The sequence below is a fragment of the Vibrio sp. B172a genome (assembly GCF_030248355.1).
Taxonomy (GTDB): domain Bacteria; phylum Pseudomonadota; class Gammaproteobacteria; order Enterobacterales; family Vibrionaceae; genus Vibrio; species Vibrio owensii.
Map to the genome: position 1 here is coordinate 65,140 of NZ_JAHGAC010000027.1, position 22,183 is coordinate 87,322.

Sequence of the window (22,183 nt, forward strand, 5' to 3'; positions counted from 1 at the left end):
TTGTTTTTGAGATCTTAGTGAGTCGTACAGAGTAAAATGGTTTAATCCTGTTCTTGGACGCGTTTTTTACCCCAAACTTCGATTTTTGCCTTTTTACTCATACCAGCTGCATTCAATGTCATGTTGCCCCAGCTTTTGTACTCCATCTCTAAACGTTTGAACTTCGCATCTTCAGAACCTGGTAGTGTCCAAGCGCGTGTCGACATACCATTCGTTAGTGTTCCAACCATGGTTTTGAGCTTTTTCTCGCTACCATCCGTCATGGTCACTTTCATGTTCTTAATGCTCATGGTGCCTTGAGTACATTTGATTTTGATTTTGCTGAACTTACGGTTTTTGAACAGACCGTTTGGTTCTACCGTGTCGGTCTCGGTTTGGAAGTTTACGGTTTTCTCGGCGATCAGCTCCCAGCCATCGTTGCTATCCTTAGCGAAAGCGGTAAAGCTGGTGGTGGCGATAAGTAACGTAATAGCGAGTGATTGGAAAAGCTTCATAACACCTCTGACTTTAAATGCGAAATTTTGATAGGATTGCCTCGTTCAAATAGGTGACAAAAGATGTCAATTAACGAGAAACAATATTTACATGAAATGGGGATCAGCACTTGGGAGCTGAGTCACCCAGAAAGGCTGGAAGGCTATCAATCACCATTATTGGATTTGCAAAGTTCTTGTAAACTCCTATTGGTATCGCCAATGTGTCCAGAAAACGAGACAGCTTTGATGTTTGAGCGCGTATTAAAAAGCATTAAGCTCACGCTCGACGACGCACTGCACCTAGAGCCTGAGCGTTTATCCATGTTGGGTGAACATCAACTAGAGTGGGTGTGGTTCGCAGGTTGTGAGGCAGACGCCAGCATCAATGCCAAGCAACTGACTTCACCGCTATTACAAGATATTGATGGCAATAACGAACAACGCCGCGCATTGTGGCAACAAATCTGTTCGTACTCTTAACGGAGCGACCGCGTGACAATTGAAATTACGCCGATGCGTGCTGAGCACCTCGACCAAGTTTGGCAAATCGAACAACAAGCGCATTCTCATCCTTGGGCAGAATCTTTAGTTCGTGACTTATCCAGTCGCGGCGCTTGTCATCATGTGATGCTTGAAGACGCTCAAGTGGTGGGTTACTTCTATGGACAGAATATTGTCGGAGAAGTGACGCTATTGAATATTGCCATATCGCCTTCTCAACAGGGCAAAGGGTTAGGGCAAAAATTACTGGATGCATTCATCGAGCATTGTGAACAAGCCAAAGCTGAGAGTGCTTGGTTGGAAGTGCGTGAAAGCAACCACCCCGCTATTCATATTTATGAACAAGCGGGTTTCAATGAAGTGGATCGTCGTTACAACTATTACCCAGCGAAAACCGGTAATGGTAAGGAAGACGCCATTATTATGAGCTATCTGTTCTTTAACGAATAAAGTGCTTTGTAACCAACAAAGTGCATCGCTCTCAGGACGCTAAGCCAGATCAACAAGCCTCGGAATTTCCGGGGCTTTTTACTTTCTCCCATCTGACAACATGGCTTTCTCTTATCCGAATTCATTCTTTTGACATATTTGTTGAGCTTATTTTTGTTCGCTTTATTACCATACAAGTTATAAGTTTATAAATTATATGAAACAAGATCTGAACAGGAGGAAGGATTTACGATGCCGTATCCGCAAAAATTCGACACTCCTGTCGCTCAACTGTTCGATGAGCAAAGTAGGGGAACCGTTCTTAAAGTTTTAATGTTGGTCACCTTGGCAACGTTTGTGCCACTTGGTATCAAGAATCTAATCATCGGGGAGACTTTCCTTGGTGTTGTTCTGCTTACCTTCCAACTCAGCTTCATTATTGAACTGGCGGCGCTCTTTATTCTGGGAGAAAGCAAGATAGGCTATCGCATTCCATTGTTTTTGCTCTGGTTGTCGGTGGTTCTGAGTGTGCACATCTTTGGCATCATCGCGACGTACTGGGTGTTCCCTGTGATTGTCGCGCTGGTATTTATCATTCCGACTAAAGATGCTTTGGTCACTAATGGTTGGATCATTGTTGGTTGTACGATTTCTGCTTGGCACCAGCTTGAATGGAACGTGACTTTGCGTTTTGTTCTTGCCGTGATTTGCTGTGCGATCGTCGCGCATGTCGCCGTACATAAAATCCTAGAGCTGCAAGATAAATTGACGTTCCTGTCTACACGAGACTCCATGACTGGAGCGCTGAATCGTGGGCAACTAGAAGCGTTTTTACATCGAGCATTGGATGACAAACGATTAGGCAAAGCGTCGACGATCGCCGTGATCGACATCGATCACTTTAAGCAGGTCAATGATTTGTACGGTCATGATGTTGGCGACGAGGTGATCAACCAAACCGTGACCATTCTTAATGATTATTCGCGAGAATACGATTTAGTGTTTCGCTTAGGTGGAGATGAATTTCTACTCCTGTTTGAAGGGCTTTCTGAGCAAACGGCGCACTTTATGATGAGCAGCATCAGCGACAAGGTTCGTTCAAAGCACTTTGCGCGTCATGCACATGTCTCGCTAAGCGTAGGTGTGGCAGAGTGCTTATTGGAAGACGACACCCCCGATCTTTGGTTGAAACGTGCGGATATAGCTTTGTACGATGCAAAACAAAACGGGCGTGACCAAGTTGTGGTGGCTTCAACGGCTACTGTTGAGCCAGAAGTGTTGGATTGGCAAGATGAAGTTCAGCAAGGTCACTTCCTTTAAACATGCTAGGAAAGTTGCCCCTAAAGCAATAATAAGCGAGAATACCGCGCAATATTGAATCGAATAAAGCTTGTTTGAATTTCGAACAAGACATCAGACATCAAAGAAGACCAGTTTCATGTCAAATACACCTTTTCTAGGCGAAGTTTCTAAGCGCAGAACGTTCGCTATTATTTCTCACCCGGATGCGGGTAAAACCACCATTACTGAAAAAGTACTGTTATTCGGAAACGCGATCCAAAAAGCAGGTACGGTTAAAGGTCGTGGTAACGCACAGCACGCAAAATCAGACTGGATGGAAATGGAAAAGGAACGTGGTATCTCGGTTACTACTTCTGTAATGCAGTTCCCTTACAACAATTGTCTGGTAAACCTACTTGATACTCCTGGACACGAAGACTTCTCGGAAGATACTTACCGTACTCTAACGGCAGTTGACTCTTGTCTGATGGTTATCGATGCGGCGAAAGGTGTTGAGGACCGTACTCGTAAGCTGATGGAAGTAACGCGTCTGCGTGACACGCCAATCGTAACCTTCATGAACAAACTTGACCGTGACGTTCGTGATCCAATGGAAGTGTTGGACGAAGTAGAAAATGAGTTGGGCATGATGTGTGCGCCAATCACATGGCCTATCGGTTGTGGTAAAGAGTTTAAAGGTGTTTACCACATCCACCGCGACGAAACGATTCTGTACGAATCAGGCCACGGTCATGAGATCCAAGAAGTTCGCATTATCAAAGGTCTAGACAACCCAGAACTTGATGAGAAAGTAGGTGAGAGCCTAGCAGCAAGCGTTCGTGAAGAGCTTGAACTTGTGATGGGCGCTTGCCCTGAATTTGATCATGACGCTTTCCTTACTGGTGAACTAACGCCAGTTTACTTCGGTACTGCATTGGGTAACTTTGGTGTTGACCACATGCTAGACGGTCTGACTGAGTGGGCGCCAGCGCCGAAAACTCGTCAAGCGGTTGAGCGTGATGTTGAAGCGACAGAAGACAAGTTCTCTGGCTTCGTATTTAAGATCCAAGCAAACATGGATCCAAAACACCGTGACCGTATCGCATTCATGCGTATCGTATCGGGTACTTACACACAAGGCATGAAGATGAACCACGTTCGTCTTGGCAAGCAAGTAAGTATCTCAGATGCGGTTACCTTTATGGCGGGTGACCGTTCTCGTGCAGAACACGCTTACGCGGGTGACATCATTGGTCTACACAACCACGGTACTATCCAAATTGGTGATACGTTCACTCAAGGTGAAGCGCTGAAGTTCTCGGGTATTCCAAACTTTGCGCCAGAACTGTTCCGTCGTATTCGTTTAAAAGATCCATTGAAGCAGAAACAGCTACTGAAAGGTCTGGTTCAGCTTTCTGAAGAAGGTGCGGTACAGGTATTCCGTCCATTGCAAAACAACGACCTGATCGTAGGTGCGGTTGGTGTGCTTCAGTTTGATGTGGTTGTGGCTCGCTTGAAGTCAGAATACAACGTTGAAGCGATCTACGAAGGCGTTAACGTAGCAACAGCGCGTTGGGTTGAGTGTGGCGATGCGAAGAAACTGGATGAGTTCCAACGTAAGAACCAAACTAACCTAGCACTGGATGGTGGTGATAACCTAACGTACATCGCGCCAACTATGGTTAACTTAAACCTAGCGCAAGAGCGTTTCCCTGATATCGATTTCCGTGCGACTCGTGAGCACTAATCGAATCTAACTCGCTTTACATCGCGTACTAGATCATAAGCCGCCGTTAGCTATACACTTAGCTAACGGCGGTTTTTTATTGGTGAAACTCGGTTTTTGTTTGTTAAACAGAAGAGGTTGCAATGAACTGGTTTAAGAAAGGACTCAAACGTTACGACGATTGGTGTAAAGAGATGGGGCTGACGCCTGATCAAAAGCGCAGTTGTGTGCCGTATAAACAAGACCCAGTTCATGAAGACGAGCCTGCTAAAAAAGCAGAGCAAGAGAAACCGAACAATGAAGCTGTTTGATACCCACTGCCATTTCGACTTTGATGTGTTTCAAGAGGATTTTGCTCTCCAAGTTGACCTCGCTCGTGAGCAAGGAGTCGAGCGTATCTTGATTCCTTCTGTCGGGCCGAGTAATTGGGCTCGTATTCAAGAGCTGGCCAATCAATACTCTCACCTTTATTACGCGCTGGGTTTTCACCCCTATTTTCTACAACAAGAGTTTGAGCAGTTTGCCCCAGAACTGGAATCGTTACTTTCCTCGTCCAACCGACAATGCGTTGCGATAGGAGAGTGCGGTTTGGACTTCGCAATAGATGTGCCTGTCGAGCTTCAAGAGCAGGCGCTTGAGTTGCAATTCGAACTGGCAAGACGGTTCGATCTGCCCGTTATTTTACACAGCCGAAAAGCGCATAATCGTCTCATCCAACTCGTCAAAGCTGCCAAGCTTCCTAAAGGTGGCGTATTGCACGCATTCTCTGGCAGTTATCAGCAAGCAATGGAATGGATTCGATTAGGTTTTCTTATCGGAGTTGGGGGCACAATTACCTACCCACGTGCGAATAAAACTCGCGACGCGATTCAAAGAATATCACTTGAGAATATCGTTTTAGAAACGGACGCTCCGGATATGCCTATAATTGGCTACCAGGGCGAGCCTAATCACCCTTCAAAACTGATTCATGTATTGAATGAGCTGGCTGTGTTGCGCACAGAAAGTAAGCAATCGATTGCCTCTCAGCTATGGGAAAATAGCAATTCGGCCTTCTTTATATGTGAATAAAATCTAAAGATGGTGTTTAAAAGCGAAAACGTTTCCCTTCTTATTGTGAGATAACTCACAAACGGGAGTGAATCAGTGATGAATCTTATAAGAAAGTGTGAGGGTGGCATTACTTTAATTGATTCTGCATGAGTATAATTGCCCCCGCTTTATAGCTCCATTTTGTAACACGCCAATAAATAACTTATAAGGAAGTCATAAACTATGAGCCTGTTTATGAGCCTAGTCGGTATGGTAGTGCTTCTTGCTATTGCATTTGCATTCTCATCTAACCGCAAAGCTATCAACTTTAGAACTGTGGGTGGCGCATTTGCTATCCAATTCATCCTTGGTGCATTTGTTCTTTACGTACCTTGGGGCCGTGATCTACTAAACGGTTTCTCTACTGGTGTTTCTAACGTTATCAACTACGGTAACGATGGTTCATCTTTCCTATTCGGTGGTCTTGTTTCTGACAAGATGTTCGAAGTATTCGGCGGCGGCGGCTTCATCTTCGCATTCCGCGTTCTTCCTACACTGATCTTCTTCTCTGCACTGATTTCAGTTCTTTACTACATTGGCGTAATGCAGTGGGTTATCAAGATTCTTGGTGGTGCACTACAAAAAGCGCTTGGCACTTCTCGTGCGGAATCAATGTCTGCAGCGGCTAACATTTTCGTAGGTCAAACTGAAGCACCTCTAGTTGTTCGTCCATTCGTACCAAAAATGACTCAATCTGAGCTATTCGCGGTAATGTGTGGTGGTCTAGCATCTGTAGCTGGTGGTGTACTAGCAGGTTACGCTTCAATGGGTGTTCCTCTAGAGTACCTAGTAGCTGCATCATTCATGGCAGCACCAGGTGGTCTACTATTCGCTAAGATTCTTCACCCAGAGACTGACCAGCCTCACGAAGACATCGAAGAAGCAATGGACGGTGGCGACGACAAGCCAGCTAACGTAATCGACGCAGCAGCGGGCGGTGCGGCTTCTGGTCTACAACTAGCACTAAACGTTGGTGCAATGCTAATCGCGTTCGTAGGTCTTATTGCTCTTATCAACGGTATGCTAGGTGGCATCGGTGGTTGGTTCGGTATGCCTGAACTAACACTAGAACTTATCCTAGGTTACGCGTTCTCTCCACTAGCATTCCTAATCGGTGTTCCATGGGACGAAGCAGTTGTTGCTGGTTCATTCATCGGTCAGAAACTAGTAATCAACGAATTCGTTGCATACTTGAACTTCACACCTTACCTAGGTGAAGGCGCTCAAGTAGTTGCGGCAACTGGTGAAGTAATGTCTGAGAAGACAACAGCTATCATCTCATTCGCACTATGTGGCTTCGCGAACCTTTCTTCTATCGCGATTCTACTTGGTGGTCTAGGTAGCCTTGCACCAAACCGTCGTTCAGATATCGCTCGCATGGGTATTAAAGCAGTTCTTGCTGGTACGTTGTCTAACCTAATGGCAGCGACTATTGCAGGCTTCTGCCTTAGCCTTGCAGCACTTTAATTAGAATCGGTTCTTAATATATAGACGCCGTTTTAAATCATGCCCTGTAGCAAGAGATTGCTGCGGGGCATTTTTCGTTTTTCGGGCCTAAAAAATTAACCGCACGTAGGTCTACGTGAGTAGCTTACGCAGTCGGTGGAATAGGGGCTGGGAAATTTTGAGATACAAACCGTTTGCGCTCTATTTGGTGCTACAGTTTTGCGGTGAAACTCTATAATGTAGTAATCACGAATTCGTGGTTATGATGACCACTTAATCACAGAGTGAATACTACATACTCGATGGGCAAATGAATTGCCCTGCAATATCAAATCTCACAAGCGTTTTATTGTTTGATGTGATATTAAAGACACCGCAATCATAGATTGTTGTGCCATAGGCCAAACTGGTACTGTGCGGTGACAAGGATAGCAATTGGTATATGATTTTTCGCAGTATATGCCGAGTCTTCAGGGAACCAAGTCCGTTCATTAATAGACTGCTTAGCTAAAATCTCACGCTGTCTCTACTTGTTGATTATAGTTAGAGAAGCGATGTGAAGCTGAGTAGTGAATTTTTTGAATATTGATCGGAGATAGAAATGAGCGATTTAAAAGCAGCAGCGCTACGTGCACTGAAACTTATGGACCTTACTACGCTAAATGATGATGACACTGATGCAAAAGTGATCTCACTATGTCATGACGCGAAATCAGCAGTAGGCAACACAGCTGCAATCTGTATTTACCCTCGCTTTATTCCTATTGCTAAGAAGACACTTCGTGAGCAAGGTACGCCAGAAGTTCGTATCGCAACGGTAACGAACTTCCCACACGGTAACGACGATATCGAAATCGCAGTTGCTGAAACAAAAGCGGCGGTTGCTTACGGTGCAGACGAAGTAGACGTAGTTTTCCCATACCGCGCTCTAATGGCGGGTGATGAGAAAGTTGGCTTCGAACTAGTTAAGCAATGTAAAGAAGCTTGTGGTGACATTCTTCTTAAAGTGATCATCGAAACAGGTGAACTTAAAGAAGAAGCACTAATCAAGAAAGCATCTCAAATCTGTATCGAAGCTGGTGCTGACTTCATTAAAACTTCAACTGGTAAAGTGCCAGTAAACGCAACACCAGAATACGCTCGCATGATGCTTGAAGTTATTCGTGACATGGGGGTTGCAGAAACTGTTGGTTTCAAACCAGCAGGTGGTGTGCGTACTGCTGAAGATGCAGCGGCATACCTAGCAATGGCTGACGAAATCCTAGGTGACAACTGGGTTGATGCTCGTCACTACCGTTTCGGTGCGTCTAGCCTGCTAACAAACCTACTAAATACATTAGAAGTATCGGACGAAGTCGCTGATCCAACAGCGTACTAATTCCAACAATACGTCTGAACGGTAGCACCAGCTTTGGTGCTACCAAACCTCTTCTATCCTACTTATACCATGGCTCAAAATGAGCTTGGGAGGCACTAATGTATTTACCACAAGAAATTATCCGTAAAAAACGTGACGGCGAAGTTCTAACAGCCGACGAAATCAACTTCTTTATTCAAGGCGTAGCAAACAACAGTGTATCTGAAGGTCAGATCGCCGCTTTTGCTATGACAATCTTCTTCAATGAAATGACGATGCCAGAACGTATCGCACTAACCTGTGCAATGCGTGATTCAGGTATGGTTATCGATTGGAGCCACATGAACTTTGGTGGTCCAATTGTCGATAAACACTCTACAGGTGGTGTGGGTGACGTGACTTCTCTAATGCTTGGCCCAATGGTGGCGGCATGTGGTGGTTTCGTACCTATGATCTCTGGTCGTGGTCTTGGCCATACAGGTGGTACGTTGGATAAGCTTGAGTCTATTCCGGGCTACAACATCACTCCGACAAACGACGTATTTGGTCAAGTAACCAAAGACGCAGGTGTGGCGATCATCGGTCAAACTGGTGACCTAGCGCCAGCGGATAAGCGCGTTTACGCGACTCGCGATATCACAGCGACAGTAGATAACATTTCACTGATCACGGCGTCGATTTTATCGAAGAAGCTTGCTGCAGGTCTTGAATCTCTAGTAATGGACGTAAAAGTAGGTTCTGGCGCATTCATGCCAACTTACGAAGCGTCTGAAGAGCTAGCTAAATCAATCGTTGCGGTAGCAAACGGTGCTGGCACTAAGACAACTGCTATCCTAACGGATATGAACCAAGTATTGGCATCTTCTGCGGGTAACGCAGTGGAAGTGCGCGAAGCGGTTCGTTTCCTAACAGGTGAATACCGTAACCCTCGTCTACTTGAAGTAACTATGGCTTCATGTGCTGAAATGTTAGTACTTGGCAAACTGGCTGAGAACACAGAAGACGCGCGTGCGAAACTGATGGAAGCGCTAGATAACGGCAAAGCGGCTGAGTGCTTCGGTAAGATGGTCGCTGGTCTAGGTGGTCCTGCGGACTTCGTAGAAAACTACGATAATTACCTAGAGAAAGCGGAAATCATCAAACCAGTATACGCAACAGAAACGGGCGTTGTATCTGCGATGGATACTCGCGCTATCGGTATGGCTGTGGTTTCAATGGGCGGCGGTCGTCGCGTTGCGACAGATGAAATCGACTACGCGGTTGGTTTCGATAACTTCATCCGTCTTGGTGAAGTAGCAGATAGCGACAAACCTCTTGCGGTTATCCACGCTCGCACTGAAGAGCAGTGGGAAGAAGCAGCAAAAGCACTTCGCAGTGCAATCACTGTAGGTGGTGAGTACACACCAACTCCAGAGGTTTACCGTCAAATCCGTGCAGAAGATCTTTAATCGAATAAGTAATTACACAAGGCCTACTCAACCATAATAAGAAGCCGAGTGGGCCTAAGGAACGAGCAATGAAAAGAGCATTTATTTTAGTACTAGACTCATTCGGCATCGGCGCAGCTGCAGATGCAGAGCAATTTGGTGATGTAGGTTCAGACACACTAGGTCATATCGCTGACCAGTGTGAGCAAGGCTTAGCGGATAACGATCAGCGTAAAGGCGCACTTCGTCTTCCAAACCTATCTAAGCTTGGTCTGGCAATGGCACATAAAGAGTCAACAGGTCGCTTCGCACCTGGACTAGACGCAGACGCTGAAATCATCGGTGCATACGGTCACGCTGCAGAGCTTTCTTCAGGTAAAGACACACCGTCTGGTCACTGGGAAATTGCAGGTGTGCCTGTTCTGTTTGATTGGGGTTACTTCACTGACAAAGCAAACAGCTTCCCGAAAGAACTGACTGACCGCATCCTTGAGCGTGCAGGTCTTGAAGGTTTCCTAGGTAACTGCCACGCATCTGGTACTCAAGTTCTTGACGATCTTGGTGAAGAGCACATGAAGACTGGCAAACCAATCTTCTACACGTCTGCTGACTCTGTATTCCAAATCGCATGTCACGAAGAGACTTTCGGTCTAGACCGTCTACTAGAGCTTTGCCAAATCGCACGTGAAGAGCTAGAAGATTACAACATTGGTCGTGTTATCGCGCGTCCATTCGTTGGTGCTGGTAAAGGTCAATTTGAGCGTACTGGTAACCGTCGTGACCTTTCTGTTGAGCCACCATCAGCAACGGTTCTACAGAAGCTTGTTGAAGAGAAGCAAGGCAACGTGGTTTCTATCGGTAAGATTGCTGATATCTACGCAAACTGCGGCATCACTAAGAAAGTGAAAGCGACAGGTATCCCTGCATTGTTCGAAGCAACGCTAGAGCAAATTAAAGAAGCGGGTGACAACACCATCGTATTCACTAACTTTGTAGACTTCGACTCAGCTTACGGTCACCGTCGTGACGTAGCAGGCTACGCAGCGGCACTTGAGTACTTCGATGGTCGCATCAACGAAGTGCTGGATATTATGGAAGAAGACGATGTGCTGATCCTAACGGCAGACCACGGCTGTGACCCAACATGGCCAGGTACAGACCACACTCGTGAGCACATCCCAGTGATTGTTTACGGTAAGAAAGTACCAGCAGGTTCACTAGGCCGTCGTGATAGCTTTGCAGACATCGGTCAAACATTGGCGACTTACTTCGGTACTTCTCCAATGGATTACGGTAAGAACTTCCTATAATTAGATAGGTTTTTGAAAACTAGGAGCTTGATTGCTCCTAGTTTTATGTTCGCAGCATGAAAATGTTGCTTGTCGGAAATGAGAATATTCTAGCTTAAGCCGCCGATAGCAGTGCGGATCGCTAGAGACAGGTTAAGGAAAAGAAACATGGCAACTCCACATATCAACGCAGAAATGGGTGCTTTCGCAGACGTCGTTCTAATGCCGGGTGACCCGCTACGTGCAAAATACATCGCAGAGACTTTCCTTGAAGATGTAGTTCAAGTGTGTGACGTTCGTAATATGTTTGGTTACACAGGCACTTACAAAGGTCGTAAGATTTCAGTAATGGGCCACGGTATGGGTATCCCATCTTGTTCAATCTACGTGACTGAACTGATCAAAGACTTCGGCGTGAAGAAAGTGATCCGTGTAGGTAGCTGTGGCGCTGTGAACGAAGACATCAAAGTACGTGATGTTGTTATCGGTATGGGCGCATGTACAGACTCTAAAGTGAACCGCATTCGCTTCAAAGGTCATGACTTTGCCGCTATCGCTGACTACAAAATGGTTCGTGCAGCAGAAGAAGCAGCAAAAGCTCGCGGCGTAGATGTGAAAGTAGGTAACCTATTCTCTGCTGAGTTGTTCTACACGCCAGATCCAGAAATGTTCGACGTAATGGACAAGTACGGTATTGTGGGTGTTGAAATGGAAGCGGCTGGCATCTACGGCGTTGCAGCAGAATACGGCGCGAAAGCTCTAACTATCTGTACTGTTTCTGACCACATCAAAACTGGCGAGCAAACGACATCTGAAGAGCGTCAAACTACGTTCAACGACATGATGCTAATCGCACTAGACTCAGTATTGCTAGGTGACGAAGAATAAGGACGAACAGCCTTCTATTCTTTTGCTTATCAGCATAAAAAACAGCCCGCATGTCGCGGGCTGTTTTGTTTTTGGAATTTGCTTTTTGCGTTACTTGGTTAGCAACAAGTTTTCGCCTTTCTTACGACGGATCGGTTGTCTGCGTAAAATCATGATGAACAACATGCCACACGCGAAGCTCATTAGTACCATCATGTACATGTAGCGATCACTCTTGCGGTAGTGGTGATCAGAAATAGCGGTGACTCGACCAGTTTCAAAGGTCACTCGCACAAAGCCAATCACTGCGCCATCCGACAACACTGGCTCTACCAGCTGTTGGCGGCCAATTGAGGCGGTCGCTAGTGGGGTATCTAATCCCAACACTTCACGCACTGACAATGCTTCTTCACTCGATGCCAAACGCACACCTTGCGCATCATAAATGGTTGCATCAAATACCAAGCGGTCTTGAGCAAGCTGGTTAGTGAGCTTGAGTAGACGTTCTTGGTCTTTATTGATGATCATCTCGCCGGCTGATAAGGACGCCTGCGAGATCAAAACTTTGGTCAGGGTTTCAAGCTGCTGCGCTTGTATCTTCTCATTACCCTTACTGATGACGACACTGTTTTTGATGGTGACAAATAGCATCACACACAGCAGTATCAGCGCCAGAATTCGTAGGGCATTCCTTACTGAGAATAAGGATTCACTCATGCTCTTTACTCGTCCATTCAAAACAAAACAAAGACTTGCCTTTTTAGCTTGTTGAGGTAACGTTTTAGCAAAGTCACAAGGGATTATATACATGGACGCGTCAAAAAGCTTGCCTATCAGAAGGCATACGACTCTTTTAAAACGACTACCCGAAACTCGCTTTGCTACTCAGCTCGATAAAGCCAAGGCTAACTGGATTGTGTTTGGTGAACATCTTGAACCCCGCAACTTTGAAGACATCGACTTCTTTACTGGCTTCTACAACCCGATTTTAGACACTTGGAAAGTTGGTCAATATGAAGTGGCTCTCATGGCGGGCAACCTGACACCAGAGCATGAAACCATTCTGAAAGGCCTAAATTTCGATTACGCTTCTCTGCAGGAAGTGCCGGATCTTTCTGCGCCGGGTTTGGTCGTGTTCGACATGGATTCAACCGCGATTCAAATCGAGTGTATTGACGAAATCGCTAAACTGGCCGGTGTCGGCGAAGAGGTTTCAGAAGTTACTGAGCGTGCCATGCAAGGTGAGTTGGATTTCGAACAAAGCTTACGTCAACGTGTCGGTAAGCTAAAAGGTGCCGATGAAGCCATTCTTGAACAGGTACGTGGCCAACTGCCATTTATGCCAGATTTCGAAGCGCTGATTGCAACGTTTAAAGCGCTTGGCTGGAAGACTGCCATTGCCTCGGGTGGTTTTACTTACTTCTCTGATTTCATCAAAGACAAAGTGGGATTGGATTTTGCGCAGTCTAACCAACTGGAAATCGTGGATGGAAAGCTGACCGGTGAAGTACTGGGTGAGGTTGTATCAGCTCAGACAAAAGCGGATATCTTGGTTGAGCTTGCGGAAGAATACGAAATCGAACAACACAATACTGTTGCCGTGGGGGATGGTGCGAACGATTTGGTGATGATGGCTGCGGCAGGGCTAGGTGTGGCTTATCACGCTAAACCTAAGGTTGAAGAACAAGCACAAACCGCTGTTCGATTTGCAGGTCTTGGTGGCGTGCTGTGTATCCTTTCTGGCGCTTTGGTTAAGCAGCAGAAAATCAGCTGGAAAGCGAAACCTTAGCTGGAACTTCTTCCAAATTAACATAGAAAAACACCGCCATCTCGGCGGTGTTTTGTTAATCCGTTAGCTCTAAACGAACAATCACTTCTTCGGTAATATCTTCAAATTCGCTGTAACCAACTAAGGCGGTCAGCTCTTTTTCTAACTTACTCGCCTGATGAACACCAAATTGGGTTAAGTCGCTCAAGTCTTGGCGTAACAATGACGTCATCGGATCGAAGATCGGCGCCGTTGAAATACGTGTCGCGTAAAACTCGCCCATCATGCGCGCTTTCTTAATGAACTGAATACGCTCTTTGACGCTGGTGAAGTCTTGCTGCATTTTCGAGTCAATAGCGGTGATCTTATTGCCGACTTTACTTACACTGATATAGATGTCTTGGTGGCGAGCCTGTGCACCATCAATACGCTTTATTGGGTCGGCAATTAATGTGTTTGAGCGTCCTTTAAAAAGGGGCTCTAAAGAATACTGCTGATTATGACCCAGGCGAGCATACAACTCGATATGTTTTGCCAACGGTAAGTTCACCCCAATTACGGGTGTCTTCACTGAAGAAGCGGCACTTTTGCTGATAAAGATTGGCGTGCTCAGCGTCCGTGACAGCAATACACTGTGCAGTCTTTCTAATAGCGCATTGCTTGGCAGCATCTCTTTTTGTGGGATCAGTTTGTCTTGGTTGTGCTCAATAATGCTATTGAAGAAAGCGATCACTTTCATGGTCTTGCTTTGTTCATCAATCACCAGTTGGACACTTCGACCATCAGGGCTAACGCGAATGACACGGTAAGGCACATCTGAAAGTGGCAACTTCTTATCGTAAAGCTGTAACTCGCGAAAGTTAATTCGAACTTCTTGTCCTGAGCGCAGCGCGGTAGGCTCATCCAATCTGAGGCCTAAACCTCGCTTAGAAATATCCGCGGTAAAGCCAGCAGCTTTAGCGTTACCAGTATCAAGAACCAAAGGGGTTTTAAAACGGTAGCGTGGTTCTTTACGGCGAGATTGAGCATCGAAGTAAATTCCTTTTGGATTACCAAGGATTTTTCTTGGTTGCCTAAACTCATTCAAGGTGTTTGCTGGAACACGAGGTTTTTCTGTCAGCAAGTAATCTTGGCCTGACTTCTCATCGGCAATTTCTTGCAAGATGCCCACGTGCGTCAGCTTTTGCGAACTTTCGGCCAACTCAGAGGAAAACGCTGCAAGGTCTTCTTTTTCCTGTTGAGACAGCTCGAAAATAGAGATACGGAAAGCACGCCAACTTGCTCGTTTTGCTCCTAGGTGCCAGAACAATTGACGCTGTTCTCTGGTTGCCTCTGGGCGCAGCATTGAATAGAAGTAGGTTTTGCTCTCATGTTCATGAGTGAAGGAATACAACACGTTGGTTGCGCCTTTCACGCCGGGAGCGATTAGGGAAGCCATTCTCTTTGGATTGAATAGCGAACCAAACACTTGTTGGTTGCGTTCATCATGCCAGTATTGCCAAAGCTTTTGGTTGTTTGGCGTTAGCATTGCCAGTTTGAGTTCACTGCCTTCGAAAAACAGCGGCAGGTTACTGGTGTGCTTGAGTGCAATGTGCTCATAACCACGCGTGCGGGCACGGATGATTTTATCTTGATTGTCATGGCGAGCGCGTTTTGCCGCGCTGTTGAGTGCTTCGTCAATCACACGTGCAACGACATTGGTTTCCGTTAAACGAATGGTTCTTAGGTAACGAACGGCATCATTTTCATAGCAATCGTCCACGGCTAAGACGCGATAAGTGATTGGCTTTTCTACGCCTGCAACCTGAGATTTGCTAGCAAACTCAGTAAAAGTGACTTGGATGACTTCGCCCAAGCTATATTTGAAAGCGCTTGGGACTTTGAATTTCGCGCCAGAGCTGGAAAGATCGATACTCAGACCGTGGATTACTTGTCCTTTAGGGCGGATGATTTCGACTTGAGATTGAACTTTTAAGCGTTTTTCTTGGCGTTTTAGGTCATAGCCAAGATGGACAGGTTCTGCCAGAAATGGGCTTTTCGGATCGGTCAGTGATTGTTCTTCACTCTTACTGTTGTTTTTACTCATCACGCGGAAGTTATTGCGCGTGTTGACCAAGGCTTCCCACATACCTTCGGTATAAGCGCCAAACTTCTTCAGGTTCTTGTGATAAGCATTAAAAGCAACGTCATCCAACCAATGCGGGATGCCATCTAATAGGTATTCACGACATTCACCTTTCACTCGACCTCGTAAATCAATGCTCTTTTTACAAGGTGCCATGACACGATTGAGTTCCATCTTAACTAGGATTTTGGCTGACGGCGGTTCACCCTCGGTCAATTGACCAAGGACAAAGTCAAAGTCATCAGTGCCATAAACAGGGATGAGTCGTTCTGCGAGCGAGAGAATTTCAGATTGCTGCATTATTTCTGTTAAAGTATGTCGTTATTCGAATTATATCGGCTAAGCAAAGCAAAACTTAAGTATATCAATAGTTCATGTCCGATAAGGTCAGACATGGCTGTGTTTGGTCACATTTGTTGAAAAAACCGAGTGTAGAAAAATCGAGGCATCATGGCGAAAGCAAAACGAGCGTATGTTTGTAATGATTGTGGCGCGGATTTCCCACGTTGGCAGGGGCAGTGTAATGCGTGTGGTGCATGGAATACGATTACCGAAGTTCGCATAGCGGCATCGCCAACTGTCGCGCGCAACGAGCGCTTATCTGGTTATGCAGGATCTGTAACGGAATCAAAAGTTCAAACTCTGTCTGAGATTGATCTGCAAGAAGTACCGCGATTCACCAGTGGCTTTAAAGAACTAGACCGCGTGCTTGGTGGGGGCGTGGTGCCTGGTGCTGCCATTCTGATCGGTGGTAACCCGGGTGCAGGTAAGTCGACCTTGCTATTGCAAACCATGTGTTTACTGTCAGCGCAAATGCCAACGCTTTATGTAACGGGTGAAGAATCCCTTCAGCAGGTCGCGATGCGTGCTTCTCGTCTTGGTTTACCAAAAGAGCATCTAAAGATGTTGTCGGAGACCAATGTCGATAAAATCTGCCAAATCGCGGAGAAAGAGCAACCTCGAATTATGGTTATCGACTCGATTCAGGTAATGCACGTCTCGGATGTTCAGTCTTCTCCGGGCAGTGTGGCGCAGGTGCGTGAATCAGCGACCGCTTTGACGCGCTACGCAAAGCAAAACAATGTTGCCGTCTTTATTGTTGGTCACGTAACAAAAGATGGTACCCTTGCAGGTCCGAAAGTGCTTGAGCATATTATTGACTGTTCTGTGCTGCTCGATGGCGGCACCGATAGTCGCTTCCGTACACTTCGCAGTCACAAAAACCGTTTCGGTGCAGTGAATGAGTTAGGTGTATTTGCCATGACGGGGCAGGGACTGAAAGAGGTCAATAACCCATCGGCTATCTTCCTTTCCCGCGGTGAAGAAGAAACTTCGGGTTCCTCTGTTATGGTGGTATGGGAAGGCACGCGCCCTCTATTAGTAGAGATTCAAGCGCTGGTGGATTATTCGCAACTGGCCAACCCTCGTCGTGTTGCCGTTGGCTTGGAACAAAACCGCCTCTCTTTATTACTCGCTGTCCTGCATAAGCACGGTGGCCTTCAAATGGCTGACCAAGACGTATTTGTGAATGTCGTCGGTGGTGTAAAAGTGACAGAAACCAGTGCTGACCTTGCGTTAGTTATGGCGCTTTTGTCGAGCTTCCGCGATCGCCCATTACCGAAAGATGTGGTCGTATTTGGTGAGGTTGGCTTGGCGGGTGAGATTCGCCCTGTGCCAAGTGGACAAGAACGCTTAAATGAAGCATTCAAGCATGGCTTTAAGAAAGCAATCGTCCCTGCGGCAAATATGCCTAAAGGTGGCATTCCTGGTATGCAAATCCACGGCGTGAAAAAATTGTCAGAAGCGATTGAAGCATTTGATGAGTTGTAAACGCCATTTTGTGCCCCAATTTAAGGGGTAACAATAATGTTGAATCTGTCCTCATTATTATCGAATAGAGCACACAAATTGCTAAGTTTGACTATTATTTGAGGACGGAAAATTTACGTTAAAATTTTTTTTCTTCCATCCGCACGCAAGGGTATCAGTATTGACAGAATGTGATATACTCTGCGCGCACTTTATACCTTATTAACAGAGTAAGACAATGACTGATTTATCAAAATACAGAAACATTGGTATTTTTGCTCACGTAGACGCGGGTAAAACTACCTCTACAGAGCGTATCCTAAAGCTAACTGGTAAGATCCATAAGATCGGTGACACTCACGACGGTTCAACTACTACTGACTTCATGGAGCAGGAAGCTGAGCGTGGTATCACAATCCAGTCTGCAGCAACAACTTGTTTCTGGAACGATCACCGTCTAAACATCATCGATACTCCTGGACACGTTGACTTCACTATCGAAGTTTACCGTTCTCTAAAAGTACTTGACGGTGGTATCGGTGTATTCTGTGGTTCTGGTGGTGTTGAGCCTCAGTCAGAAACTAACTGGCGTTACGCTGACGAATCACACGTATCTCGTCTGATCTTCGTTAACAAACTAGACCGTATGGGCGCTGACTTCTACAAAGTTGTTGACCAAGTACAAAACGTTCTAGGTGCTACTCCACTAGTAATGACTCTACCTATCGGTATCGAAGAAGATTTCGTAGGTGTTGTTGACGTACTAAGCCAACAAGCTTACGTATGGGACGAGTCTGGCCAGCCAGAGAACTACGAAGTTCAAGACATCCCAGCTGATCTAGTTGAGAAAGCGGCTGAATACCGTGAAATGCTAATCGAAACTGCTCTAGAGCAAGACGAAGATCTAATGATGGCTTACCTAGAAGAAGGCGAAGAGCCATCTCTAGAAGACATCAAACGTTGTATCCGTAAAGGTACACGTGACCTAGCATTCTTCCCAACTTACTGTGGTTCAGCGTACAAGAACAAAGGTATCCAACTTATTCTTGACGCGGTAGTAGATTACCTACCATCACCAACAGAAGTTGATCCTCAGCCTCTAACTAACCCAGAGACTGGCGAACCAACTGGCGAAGTTGCAAAAGTATCTGCAGACGAGCCACTAAAAGCGCTTGCGTTCAAGATCATGGACGACCGTTTCGGTGCTCTAACGTTTATCCGCGTTTACTCAGGCCGCATGAAGAAGGGTGACACAATCCTTAACTCTGCAACTGGTAAAACTGAGCGTATCGGCCGTATGGTTGAGATGCACGCAGACGAGCGTAACGAAATCGATTCAGCACAAGCTGGTGACATCATCGCTGTAGTTGGTATGAAGAACGTTCAAACTGGTCACACTCTATGTGATCCTAAGCACGAATGTACTCTAGAACCAATGATCTTCCCAGATCCAGTAATCTCTATCGCAGTTAAGCCTAAAGATAAAGGCGGTTCTGAGAAGATGGGTATCGCGATCGGTAAGATGGTTGCAGAAGATCCATCATTCCAAGTAGAGACTGATGAAGATTCAGGTGAAACTATCCTGAAAGGTATGGGTGAACTTCACCTAGACATCAAGGTAGATATCCTAAAACGTACTTACGGCGTTGAGCTAGAAGTAGGTGCTCCTCAAGTTGCTTACCGTGAAACAATCACTCAAGCAATCGAAGACAGCTACACGCACAAGAAGCAGTCTGGTGGTTCTGGTCAGTTCGGTAAGATCGACTACCGTATCAAACCAGGTGAAACTGGTTCAGGCTTCACGTTCAAATCAACAGTTGTTGGTGGTAACGTACCTAAAGAATTCTGGCCTGCAGTTGAGAAAGGTTTCGCATCTATGATGGAAACTGGTGTTCTAGCTGGCTTCCCAACTCTAGACGTAGAAGTTGAACTATTCGACGGTGGTTTCCACGCAGTTGACTCTTCAGCTATCGCTTACGAAATCGCTGCTAAAGGCGCATTCCGTCAGTCTATGCCTAAAGCTGGCGCGCAACTTCTTGAGCCAATCATGAAAGTTGACGTGTTCACTCCAGAAGATCACGTTGGTGATGTAATCGGTGACCTTAACCGTCGTCGTGGTATGATCAAAGACCAACAAGCTGGTACTACTGGCGTACGTATCAAGGGTGATGTACCTCTATCAGAAATGTTCGGTTACATCGGTACTCTACGTACTATGACTTCTGGCCGTGGTCAGTTCTCTATGGAGTTCTCACACTACTCGCCATGTCCAAACAACGTTGCTGAGCAAGTAATTGCTGACGTTAAAGAGCGTAACGCTAAGAAGTAATTCTTAAGTTAACTCTGTAAAACATCAAAGCCCCGCCTAGTGCGGGGCTTTTTACTGTCTGTCGGTAAACCAATCTATTGGGCCTTCCTGCATCTATTACTGACTTTATTCTTCTTTTAACTGAATCGTTTCAAAATCTCGGACAGTGCTGCGTTCGAAATCAGCAATCTCTTCTTTTATCCACTGGCTAAACAACTGTGCTTTTTGGCGCTTTAAGTAACCGGTCGGTGCACAAAGGTAATACGCGTATCTCGGTTGAATGCCTATGTCTCCAATTCTTACCAGTTTTCCTTCTTGGATATATCGATAAGCCAAACTGTGCTTAACCAAAGCTACGCCTTGCAACGACAAAGCGCCTTCTAGGACCAAATGTGAACCACTGTATTTGAGGGTTGGCTTCGCCGCTTGATGACCTAATGTATTGAGCCACAAGTTCCAGTCTAAGTCCGGCCACAAATCTTCGATCAGTTCTGCTTTACCTAAATCTTCAACGCGGTAGATGCCGTGCTCTTTTTGGTAAATGGGATGGCAAGCAGGGTAGAAAACTTCATCCATCAACCACTGTGATTCAAGGTTCGGATAGTCGCCATGCCCATAGCGAACGCAAAGGTCTATCTGACTGTCTTGAAATGACACCAACTCGTTGGTTGGTTCCATCAGTAACGATATATCCGGATGACGCTGCCGAAAAGCGGTGATTCTTGGTACTAACCAATGGTGTGCAAAAGAAGGCAGCGTAGAGATGGAGAGGTGATTCGGGTTGGGATCTTGGTTAATCAATCGCACACCTTGCTGAAGGTGGTTGAATCCTCGCTCAGTTTGGGCAAACAGTAAATCGCCTTCTGCGGTAAGGAGTATCTTTCTATGTTGGCGGACAAATAAGTCGGTACCAAGAAACTCTTCCAACTGACGTATCTGCTGACTAATCGCGGCTGGTGTGACAAATAAGTATTTGGCAGCGGCTTTAAAACTGCCTTCCTTTGCCGCGATGTAGAAGTAGTACAGCCCTTGTAACGGAGGCATACGTTCTTTCACATTAGTTTTCCTTAACTCAGTGTCAGATTCTATCGTTTGAGAATAGCAGGGTAGTCACTGATTATTAAGTGGTCAATGTGAATGAATCGAGGAGGATATATGAACAATGCAACGCAAACCTGTGGCCAGTTAGCGTCGAAGCCACGCAAGAGTTTAGTTCAGTATATCTTTTCCAAGTTAGCCGTATGGAGAAAGAACTATCGTACACGCCGTCATTTGTCTGAGTTACCTCGCCACCTTTTGGATGATATCGGTTACAACGAAACCGAAGTCCAAAAGGAGATTCAGAAACCGTTTTGGCGAGATTGAACTTTAGCTAAAGAAAAAGCCAGCGAATAATCTAACGCTGGCTTTGTCTTCGATAGTGTCACCTTTAAGGCATGGCTTTTACTTCAACCGTTATCGTATCTTGGTATTTACCGGCTCGGGCAAAGTCGATATTGCCTAATGTCACTTCAAGTGGCACTCCCCAGCGTTTGGTATTCTCATTATTAGAGAAGGTATAAACCGATTGCTGGTTTACTAGAGCGTTGTTGAATCGCAACGTGTATGGGATGGTAATGTTAGGCTCTGACTTCTGCTTCAGTTCACCATATTTTTGTTTTACTACAAGTCTGACATTTGAGTTTGAAAGAAGATCGAAATCAGAGCGATAGGTTCGGTTAGATTCCAAATCACCAAGCTGAAAACGATAACCTGAGTTGCCAGAACGCTGTAGATTTGGCGCGTTTGGTACAGAGTTGAAAGCCACAAACGCTGGCACTTTGAGTTTCACTTTCGCATTTTTTGTCTCTTGTTTTCTGTCTAAAGAAATAGATGCTTCCAGAAGTCCGTTGTAGTTGCCAGATGCAGCTACTTTAGCCTCTGGAACCTTTATCCAGAACTTGGTTCTTTGGCTATTATCCAAGGGAAGTTGAAACCCTTTATTTGGAAAGTGACTCAATTGCCGAAAGTTTTTGTCCAGAATGGTCAGAGGCAAATTCGTACCAATGGAGCTTAAATAGCTCGATTGCTTGTTGTTGACCGAGACCATTGCCATCGGAAATCGACAGCTCTGAATGTCGCGTGATAACTCCAGATAAACCGGAATGTAAGCGCCTAAGTCACGTTTAAATTCAACGTTACTTCGGTCAACGTTTAGTGTCCATTTGCCACTGCATTCGGCCCAAACTGGTTGAGATAACATGGCTAAACCGAACACTGAGAGTTTGAATAAGTGTTTCATG

At 45.8% G+C, this 22,183-nt stretch carries 20 protein-coding genes; 15 read left to right on the plus strand and 5 right to left on the minus strand.

The genetic code is table 11. From position 1 onward, the window contains the following. Positions 1-41: 41 nt before the first annotated feature. Complete coding sequence (locus KIT90_RS21595; RefSeq protein ID WP_005439486.1) at positions 42-494, minus strand: hypothetical protein; 453 nt, start codon at positions 492-494, stop codon at positions 42-44. Positions 495-557: 63 nt separating this feature from the next. On the opposite strand from KIT90_RS21595, the gene KIT90_RS21600 reads away from it, so the two are divergent. The 11 genes from KIT90_RS21600 to deoD all read left to right on the plus strand — a co-directional run bounded on the left by KIT90_RS21600 (position 558) and on the right by deoD (position 11,912). Continuing rightward, positions 558-956, plus strand: a complete 399-nt coding sequence (locus KIT90_RS21600; protein ID WP_005431900.1) for a DNA polymerase III subunit psi — start codon at positions 558-560, stop codon at positions 954-956. A gap of 12 nt (positions 957-968) precedes the next feature. Next, on the plus strand, positions 969-1,427 hold the full coding sequence (rimI, locus tag KIT90_RS21605) for a ribosomal protein S18-alanine N-acetyltransferase (protein ID WP_020193893.1): 459 nt from the start codon (positions 969-971) through the stop codon (positions 1,425-1,427). Between the two features lie 231 nt (positions 1,428-1,658). Next, positions 1,659-2,726, plus strand: a complete 1,068-nt coding sequence (locus KIT90_RS21610) for a GGDEF domain-containing protein (protein ID WP_285378643.1) — start codon at positions 1,659-1,661, stop codon at positions 2,724-2,726. Between the two features lie 118 nt (positions 2,727-2,844). After that, positions 2,845-4,434 (plus strand): peptide chain release factor 3, encoded by a 1,590-nt coding sequence (gene prfC, locus KIT90_RS21615; RefSeq protein WP_005439503.1) that lies wholly within the window; start codon positions 2,845-2,847, stop codon positions 4,432-4,434. 122 nt (positions 4,435-4,556) lie between these two features. Continuing rightward, positions 4,557-4,724, plus strand: coding sequence for a DUF5363 family protein (locus KIT90_RS21620; RefSeq protein ID WP_020193895.1), 168 nt, complete (start codon positions 4,557-4,559; stop codon positions 4,722-4,724). Beyond that, entirely contained in the window at positions 4,711-5,484 is a 774-nt protein-coding gene (locus KIT90_RS21625; protein WP_285378645.1) for a TatD family hydrolase, read from the plus strand. Before KIT90_RS21620 ends, KIT90_RS21625 begins: the two co-directional genes overlap by 14 nt. Before the next feature lie 204 nt (positions 5,485-5,688). Then, the gene (locus KIT90_RS21630) at positions 5,689-6,972 is read left to right on the plus strand and encodes a NupC/NupG family nucleoside CNT transporter (protein WP_005431894.1); all 1,284 of its coding nucleotides are present in this window, start codon (positions 5,689-5,691) and stop codon (positions 6,970-6,972) included. Between the two features lie 580 nt (positions 6,973-7,552). Further along, positions 7,553-8,329: a deoxyribose-phosphate aldolase gene (gene deoC, locus KIT90_RS21635; protein WP_005449122.1), complete on the plus strand. Its 777-nt coding sequence runs from the start codon at positions 7,553-7,555 to the stop codon at positions 8,327-8,329. A 98-nt stretch (positions 8,330-8,427) separates the two neighbouring features. Beyond that, positions 8,428-9,756 carry a thymidine phosphorylase gene (gene deoA, locus KIT90_RS21640; RefSeq protein ID WP_005449121.1) on the plus strand — a complete coding sequence of 443 codons (1,329 nt, stop codon included), beginning with the start codon at positions 8,428-8,430 and terminating at the stop codon, positions 9,754-9,756. 68 nt (positions 9,757-9,824) lie between these two features. Further along, positions 9,825-11,045: a phosphopentomutase gene (locus KIT90_RS21645; protein WP_285378648.1), complete on the plus strand. Its 1,221-nt coding sequence runs from the start codon at positions 9,825-9,827 to the stop codon at positions 11,043-11,045. Positions 11,046-11,192: 147 nt separating this feature from the next. After that, the gene (gene deoD / locus KIT90_RS21650; protein ID WP_005439515.1) at positions 11,193-11,912 is read left to right on the plus strand and encodes a purine-nucleoside phosphorylase; all 720 of its coding nucleotides are present in this window, start codon (positions 11,193-11,195) and stop codon (positions 11,910-11,912) included. 90 nt (positions 11,913-12,002) lie between these two features. Here deoD and KIT90_RS21655 read toward each other — a convergent pair whose 3' ends face one another. Continuing rightward, positions 12,003-12,608 carry a YtjB family periplasmic protein gene (locus KIT90_RS21655; protein ID WP_027726522.1) on the minus strand — a complete coding sequence of 202 codons (606 nt, stop codon included), beginning with the start codon at positions 12,606-12,608 and terminating at the stop codon, positions 12,003-12,005. Positions 12,609-12,699: 91 nt separating this feature from the next. On the opposite strand from KIT90_RS21655, the gene serB reads away from it, so the two are divergent. Further along, positions 12,700-13,680: a phosphoserine phosphatase gene (gene serB, locus KIT90_RS21660; protein WP_285378650.1), complete on the plus strand. Its 981-nt coding sequence runs from the start codon at positions 12,700-12,702 to the stop codon at positions 13,678-13,680. 55 nt (positions 13,681-13,735) lie between these two features. Here the strand turns inward: serB and KIT90_RS21665 are convergent, their stop codons facing one another. Further along, positions 13,736-16,084 (minus strand): PilZ domain-containing protein, encoded by a 2,349-nt coding sequence (locus KIT90_RS21665; RefSeq protein WP_285378652.1) that lies wholly within the window; start codon positions 16,082-16,084, stop codon positions 13,736-13,738. Between the two features lie 150 nt (positions 16,085-16,234). On the opposite strand from KIT90_RS21665, the gene radA reads away from it, so the two are divergent. Both radA and fusA read left to right on the plus strand, forming a co-directional pair. Then, positions 16,235-17,614: a DNA repair protein RadA gene (gene radA / locus KIT90_RS21670; protein ID WP_285378654.1), complete on the plus strand. Its 1,380-nt coding sequence runs from the start codon at positions 16,235-16,237 to the stop codon at positions 17,612-17,614. 217 nt (positions 17,615-17,831) lie between these two features. Further along, on the plus strand, positions 17,832-19,922 hold the full coding sequence (gene fusA / locus KIT90_RS21675; RefSeq protein WP_009707512.1) for an elongation factor G: 2,091 nt from the start codon (positions 17,832-17,834) through the stop codon (positions 19,920-19,922). 105 nt (positions 19,923-20,027) lie between these two features. Here the strand turns inward: fusA and KIT90_RS21680 are convergent, their stop codons facing one another. Next, on the minus strand, positions 20,028-20,957 hold the full coding sequence (locus tag KIT90_RS21680) for a LysR substrate-binding domain-containing protein (protein ID WP_122067078.1): 930 nt from the start codon (positions 20,955-20,957) through the stop codon (positions 20,028-20,030). A gap of 99 nt (positions 20,958-21,056) precedes the next feature. Between KIT90_RS21680 and KIT90_RS21685 the strand changes: the two genes are divergently transcribed. After that, complete coding sequence (locus KIT90_RS21685; RefSeq protein ID WP_005439528.1) at positions 21,057-21,266, plus strand: DUF1127 domain-containing protein; 210 nt, start codon at positions 21,057-21,059, stop codon at positions 21,264-21,266. Between the two features lie 64 nt (positions 21,267-21,330). Here the strand turns inward: KIT90_RS21685 and KIT90_RS21690 are convergent, their stop codons facing one another. Beyond that, a complete protein-coding gene (locus KIT90_RS21690) occupies positions 21,331-22,182 on the minus strand; it encodes a hypothetical protein (protein ID WP_038894254.1) in 852 nt (283 codons plus the stop codon). Position 22,183: the final 1 nt, after the last annotated feature.

Excerpts from the sequence above, each read along its gene's own strand:
- KIT90_RS21595 (WP_005439486.1), bottom strand. The coding sequence starts at position 494 with ATGAAGCTTTTCCAATCACTCGCTATTACGTTACTTATCGCCACCACC.
- KIT90_RS21600 (WP_005431900.1), top strand. The coding sequence starts at position 558 with ATGTCAATTAACGAGAAACAATATTTACATGAAATGGGGATCAGCACT.
- KIT90_RS21610 (WP_285378643.1), top strand. The coding sequence starts at position 1,659 with ATGCCGTATCCGCAAAAATTCGACACTCCTGTCGCTCAACTGTTCGAT.
- prfC (WP_005439503.1), top strand. The coding sequence starts at position 2,845 with ATGTCAAATACACCTTTTCTAGGCGAAGTTTCTAAGCGCAGAACGTTC.
- KIT90_RS21620 (WP_020193895.1), top strand. The coding sequence starts at position 4,557 with ATGAACTGGTTTAAGAAAGGACTCAAACGTTACGACGATTGGTGTAAA.
- KIT90_RS21625 (WP_285378645.1), top strand. The coding sequence starts at position 4,711 with ATGAAGCTGTTTGATACCCACTGCCATTTCGACTTTGATGTGTTTCAA.
- KIT90_RS21630 (WP_005431894.1), top strand. The coding sequence starts at position 5,689 with ATGAGCCTGTTTATGAGCCTAGTCGGTATGGTAGTGCTTCTTGCTATT.
- deoC (WP_005449122.1), top strand. The coding sequence starts at position 7,553 with ATGAGCGATTTAAAAGCAGCAGCGCTACGTGCACTGAAACTTATGGAC.
- deoA (WP_005449121.1), top strand. The coding sequence starts at position 8,428 with ATGTATTTACCACAAGAAATTATCCGTAAAAAACGTGACGGCGAAGTT.
- KIT90_RS21645 (WP_285378648.1), top strand. The coding sequence starts at position 9,825 with ATGAAAAGAGCATTTATTTTAGTACTAGACTCATTCGGCATCGGCGCA.
- deoD (WP_005439515.1), top strand. The coding sequence starts at position 11,193 with ATGGCAACTCCACATATCAACGCAGAAATGGGTGCTTTCGCAGACGTC.
- KIT90_RS21655 (WP_027726522.1), bottom strand. The coding sequence starts at position 12,608 with ATGAGTGAATCCTTATTCTCAGTAAGGAATGCCCTACGAATTCTGGCG.
- serB (WP_285378650.1), top strand. The coding sequence starts at position 12,700 with ATGGACGCGTCAAAAAGCTTGCCTATCAGAAGGCATACGACTCTTTTA.
- KIT90_RS21665 (WP_285378652.1), bottom strand. The coding sequence starts at position 16,084 with ATGCAGCAATCTGAAATTCTCTCGCTCGCAGAACGACTCATCCCTGTT.
- radA (WP_285378654.1), top strand. The coding sequence starts at position 16,235 with ATGGCGAAAGCAAAACGAGCGTATGTTTGTAATGATTGTGGCGCGGAT.
- fusA (WP_009707512.1), top strand. The coding sequence starts at position 17,832 with ATGACTGATTTATCAAAATACAGAAACATTGGTATTTTTGCTCACGTA.
- KIT90_RS21685 (WP_005439528.1), top strand. The coding sequence starts at position 21,057 with ATGAACAATGCAACGCAAACCTGTGGCCAGTTAGCGTCGAAGCCACGC.
- KIT90_RS21690 (WP_038894254.1), bottom strand. The coding sequence starts at position 22,182 with ATGAAACACTTATTCAAACTCTCAGTGTTCGGTTTAGCCATGTTATCT.